The 5,716-nt window shown below is 62.3% G+C and carries 4 protein-coding genes; 2 read left to right on the top strand and 2 right to left on the bottom strand.

The window, feature by feature from the left end; translation table 11 throughout:
- Positions 1–840, top strand: an 840-nt coding sequence (locus PF446_RS13400; RefSeq protein WP_298072434.1) for a DMT family transporter, incomplete at its 5' end; no start/stop codon positions are given.
- A gap of 24 nt (positions 841–864) precedes the next feature.
- On the opposite strand, the gene PF446_RS13395 is transcribed toward PF446_RS13400, so the two are convergent.
- Positions 865–2,031, bottom strand: a complete 1,167-nt coding sequence (locus PF446_RS13395; protein ID WP_298072432.1) for a hypothetical protein — start codon at positions 2,029–2,031, stop codon at positions 865–867.
- Between the two features lie 154 nt (positions 2,032–2,185).
- On the bottom strand, positions 2,186–3,886 hold the full coding sequence (locus tag PF446_RS13390; protein ID WP_298072431.1) for a serine hydrolase: 1,701 nt from the start codon (positions 3,884–3,886) through the stop codon (positions 2,186–2,188).
- Between the two features lie 115 nt (positions 3,887–4,001).
- Here PF446_RS13390 and PF446_RS13385 point away from each other — a divergent pair.
- The coding region (locus tag PF446_RS13385) for an alpha-amylase family glycosyl hydrolase (protein ID WP_298072429.1) at positions 4,002–5,716 on the top strand (1,715 nt) is incomplete at its 3' end.

Here is a 5,716-nt window from a genome sequence, read left to right as displayed (position 1 = left end):
CCGGCCCTGCCGCTGGTGTGGTGGCGCATGCTGGCGGTAGCCGTGGCTCTGCTGTTCTTTCCCCGGGTCTGGCGTGGCCTGCGCGAAATGTCCGGGCGACTGATGCTGGCTTACGCCGGTATCGGGGTGCTGGTCTCGCTGCACTGGCTGACCTTCTATGGCGCCATCAAGCTGGCCAACGCCTCGGTCGGTGCGCTGTGCATTGCCATCGCGCCGATTTTCCTTGCACTGATCGAGCCCTGGGTGGCCCGGCGCAAATTCAATCCGCGCGAACTGCTGCTGGGCGTGGGCGTGGTGCCGGGCGTCGCGCTGGTGGTTGGAGGCATGCCGCAGGGCATGCGCCTGGGCCTCATCGTGGGGGTCCTTTCGGCGCTGTTCGTGGCATTCTTCAGCGCCTGCAACAAGCGCATGGTCGAGCATGCCGACCCGCTGACCGTGACCTTCATCGAACTGGGTTCGGGTACCGCTTTCCTGACCCTGATTGCGCCCTTGGTCCCGCACCATGGCGCCTTGTTCCCGGTGCCTGACCTGCACGACACCGGACTGTTATTGGTGCTTTCGCTGGGCTGCACATTGCTGCCGTTTGCCCTGGTGCTGAAAGCCCTGCGCCACGTCAGCGCCTTCGCCATGCAGATGGCGACCAATCTGGAGCCGGTCTATGCGATCGCGCTGGCCATCCTGCTGCTCGGCGAACAAAGGCAACTGGACCTGATGTTCTACCTTGGCGTGGCCATCGTGCTGGGCACCGTGTTCGCGCATCCCTGGATCAGCCGTCGAAGCGGGAAACTGCCCCCTGCCGAAATTCTAAGCACCTCCGAGGCCAAGAACCTCATCGAATGAGCTCATCGCTCTGCGGTGATGCATTCAACGCAGGCGTTCACGCGGTCGCCACTCCAGCCAACCAATGGCGTCAAAAGCGGCCACCGTGTCGAACACGACCTGCATCTCCACCGCTGCCTGGGCGGTGATCTCGTGCAGGCGCTTCCACTCCAGCAGGGTCTGGTTGATCCGGATCTGCGGATCGAAGTGCTCGTCGAGGTCGAGCATGTCGCGGACGCGATAGCTTCCACCGGGATCCAGGTGCTGCGGCAACCATCCGTCTCCATTGCGCAACGCCGAGAGCCATTCAAGGCGCACATACGGCATGGGCGGGCACAGGCCACGCCAGCGTTCCATGTCGCGTGTGGTCAGGCGCTCGAAATCGGAAGCCCTGAAATGTTCCGTGACGTACGGTTCGGCGGCCTTGAGGTCACCGCAGATGATGTAGATGCGGTTCTTCGGATCCAGGATCAGTGGTTCGGTCCCTTCCCGCACCAGCTGGCACGGCGCCATGAGGTTGCCGCTCTTCAGGAATTCGGACAGGAGCTTGCCTGCACCGGCTTGATGGAACCTGGGGTCAGTGGCAGTTCTGCTGGCCACGGATCGCGTATCGATGACACCCGGCACCGAAGAGTCGGACTGTGCAAACGGCGTGCGCTCATCGCTCCGTGTCTGCGCCCGCTTCGAGGCAAAGGGGCCCCGTGGTGGCACGACCGATGTCCCTTCCAGGCTGAAGGGCACGATGCTGTCGACGCTGTACTCGCCACTGTTGCGACGCAAAAAGCGCTCCAGGTCCTCGGCTTCGGATACGCCGAGCGCATCCTCCCGTACAGCTCCGCCGGACGTGCTCACGTCGTAGAAGTCCATGGAACCGGAAGAATAATTCTTGAATTCATCCCCGGACAACGCGTCCGCGGATTCAAGCACGCGCACAAGGTCGTCCACTTCAAAGCCGGTCGGCATGTAGTCCTCGCCCACATTCCCGGTCCCGCCGAGGTTCACACAGCGCACGCCCCTGCCACGCGCACGCAATGCGGCCGCTTCGCCCTCCATGGATTGTGGTGCAACAATCAGGAGATCTGCGCGTGAAGTTTCATCATCCAGCCGCCATGCCGAACTCAACCGGGTGCTCGCCTCGGCCAAAAGCAGGCGAATTCGGGCTTTTTCGAATCCATTCAGGCCGATGCATACAAGGATCTTCTCTTTCGTCACCCGTGATTCTCCGCTCGACCGATGCACGGCGCACGTGCTCCGCACAAAAGCCTATGCGTACTGTACAGCTTTCGGGACCGCGGCAGCAGGCCCGAACTCTCCAATCTCATTATAATTGATACGCATGCGTGCGCGAAGACCGTGAACACAGGATTCAATCGCCATCCTTATTCAAGTCGGCCGACGGCAAGGGTTTCAGGCGCAGGTCCTGGAAATCGAAACTGAAGTCGGTCAATGGGGATATCGGCTTCATGCGCATTTCGCGTACACGTCCGTCGGCATCCAGTGCGAACGTCACAAAAGCATCGGCATTCAGCGATCGATCGCGCCAATGCACGACAAAGGTATCGTGCTGCCAATGTTCGAGATCGCCAAGTAGTTGTCTTGTATGACTGAACTGCATCACGAGATGCCCTGCCTTCTTGCGGATCACCACATTGCCATACCACGGATCACGATAGGTTCCGGCATAACCGGACAGCGGCAGCGATGGCTTGCTGTGGCGATCGCGGGCCGCCGCGTGTCTTTCCCGGCTTTTGTCGGCATTGGACATGGACTGGGCCACTGACCTGGCATAGACCGCCGTCCAGTCGGTCCTGGGCGCGCCGAGGTAGGCATCGAGGATACGGTAGGTCACGGCCTGGAACGCCGCGCCGGATTGCTGGTTGGTCAGCACCACCATCCCCAGCTTGAGATCGGGAATCATGGTCACGCGTGACACGAACCCCGGCCAGCCACCGGTGTGATAGACCATCTTGTGCCCACGGTACTCGGAAAGGTGCCAACCCTCGCCATATCCGGCATAGTCCGGCTCCACTGCGGCCAGCTCCGGCACCTTGGGCTTGCCTGGGTGGATGGCCGTCTGCACCGACCACATCTCTTCGTGGCGTTTCTCGCTGAACAGGCGCTTGTCGCTGCCGTCGGGGTTTTTCCCGTACACCCCCCCATTGAGCTGGGCGATGATCCACCTGGCCATGTCGTGGACGCTGGAGTAGATGCCGCCAGCGCCGGAATTGTTGGACCAGGCCAACGGCGCCACCGGCTTGAGGTCCGTGTAGTCGTACTTGGCATAGCCGACCGCGACATCGGGATTGCCCGGCTTGATGTAGTGGAAATTGAAACGGGTGTCGTGCATGCCCAACGGCTCGAAGAAGTGCGTGCGCAGGAAATGCCGATAGCTTTCGCCTGAGACGTTCTCGATCACCAGCTCGGCCACCCCGAACAGGATGTTGTCGTAGAAATAGCGCGCGCGGAAGCCGTACTTGATCGGCACATGCGCAAGATGCTGGACCACCTGTCTGGTGGTGTAGTCGGTGGTCGGCCAATACAGCAGGTCGCCCGCGCCCAGGCTCAGGCCGCTGTGGTGCGCCAGCAGGTCGCGGATGCGCATCTCGTGCGTGATGTTTGGGTCGGACATGCGAAACCACGGCAGGTGGTCGGTGACCCGGTCGCCCATGTCCAGCTTGCCCTGGTCTGCCAGCATCGACAGCGACGCTGCCGTGAAGGCCTTGGTATTGGACGCGATGGCGAAGATGGTGTGGGCGTCGACCGGCTTGTCCGGCGCACCATGGGTAGCGTACTGGCGCACACCATAGCCGGCCTGCAGCACCACCTTGCCGTCCTTGACGATGGCCACGGCGATGCCGGGCACATCGAACTGCTTGCGCACGCCATCGACATAGCTGCGAAAATCAGAAAGCTGCGCGGGCAGATGGGTCGGCGCGGAAACCGTGGACGCTGGCGACGCATGAACCGGTGCCGATGGACCCGCCAGGGCCGTGACCGAACCCAAAAAAGCGGCGAGCGCCGTGGCCGATACAGCGGCCAGGCCACGTACCGTGGTCGTGATGCGCATTGCGAGTCCCCCAAGTTCCCGTTAACTTCAAAGTATGAATGACTGCGGCGAACCTGTCATGCAGGTGCATGACAGGTTCGCTGAATCACGAATGAAACAAAGGAGAATCCCCAGCATGCTTCTGGAAAACCTGCCTTGGTGGCGACAGGCACCCGTCAATCGCCGGGCCCCCGAATGGGAAAAAAAACAGGAATGTCCGACACTCGGGGAATGGTGGCATGGGGCGGCGATCTACCAGGTCATGCCGTGGAGCTTCAAGGACACCAACGATGACGGCCGGGGCGACCTCAACGGCATTATCCAGAAACTGGACTACATCACCTCGCTGGGCGTGGATGCGATCTGGTTGATGCCGCTGTACCCGTCCGGCGACGTCGATGCCGGCTATGACGTCAAGGACATGTGCGCCATCGACCATGGCATCGGTTCGATGGACGACTTCGAGCGACTGGTACGCCTGTCCCACCAGCGGGGCTTGCGCGTCATGCTGGACATGGTCTGGAGCCACACCTCCGACCAGCACCCGTGGTTTCGCGAAAGCCGAAGCGGTCGCGACAACGACCGTGCCGACTGGTATGTCTGGGCCGATGCCGCCGAGGATGGCGGGCCCCCGAACAACTGGCCCGCGGTTTTCAACGGTGCGTCGGGCTGGCACTTCGCGCCCGAACGCAACCAGTACTACTTTGCCAACTTTTTCCCCGGGCAACCGGCCTTGAACTGGCACAACCGTGATGTGCGCGAAGCGATCCTGGACGTGGCCCGCTTCTGGCTGGACCGTGGCATCGATGGCATGCGTCTGGATGCCGTGAACTTCTACGCCCAGGACCCGGAGCTTCGCGACAACCCGATGCGGGGCGAAAACGACCCGATGCCCGACGGCTTCCAGGGCGAGAATGGCGCCACCCGCCAGAAGCTCGTCAACAGCTTCAACCGGCCTGAAACACTGGAGTACCTCAAACCCCTGCGCGAGCTGGTCGACTCCTACCCCGGGGTGTCCCTGCTCGGCGAGGTGGTGATGTGCGAGGACAGCATCACCGAAGCCGCCAAATACACCCAGAACGGCACCCTGCTGCACATGGCCTACCATGCCGGCTTGCTGTTCGACGAACGCATGACGGCCAAACGCATGCGCCAGGTGGTACGCAAGACGCTGGATACCTTCGGTCCGACCGGTAGTTGCTGGATCGTCGGCAATCATGACTTTGGCCGCATGAGCACGCGTTGGGGCGGCGACCGATTCCCCTACCCGCACGGTTTCCGACGCACTATGGCCGCCATGCTTCTGGCGCTTCCCGGCGCCCTTTGCCTGTGGCAGGGCGACGAACTGGGACTGCCCGAGGGCCGCATTCCAGAAGACATTCCGAACGAACGCCTGCGCGATCCGTTGGCCGAATTCAACGAGCGTGGGCGCGATGGCGCGCGCACGCCCATGCCGTGGAACGACCATTCGCGCCACTGCGGTTTCTCCCGTTGCGAGCAGCCGTGGCTGCCGATCCCCCGTGCACACCGGATGCTCAACGCCAACCGCCAGAAACACGATCCGGATTCACTGCTCAATGACTGGCGTTCCCTGCTCAACTGGCACACGGCGCAACCGGCCATGCGCGCAGGCAAGGCCGAGTTGATGGAAGCCGACGAGCCCTGGTTGGCACTGCGACGCTCGTACGCCGAGCAGATGCTTCTGTGCCTGTTCAACCTTGGCGATCACCCCGAGGAGATCGAGCTGGACGCCTACAGCGACCCGACACCGGTCGAGGGTCTGGGCTTCGACTTCGAGCGCCTTTCGGACAAGCGCTTCAGGATCCCGGCCTGGAGCGCCCTGATCGTGGA

It is taken from the genome of Oleiagrimonas sp. (genome assembly GCF_027858935.1).
Classification (GTDB): domain Bacteria; phylum Pseudomonadota; class Gammaproteobacteria; order Xanthomonadales; family Rhodanobacteraceae; genus Oleiagrimonas.
The sequence above is the reverse complement of the archived record's forward strand: the minus strand, read 5'-3'. Positions and strand labels throughout refer to the sequence as shown.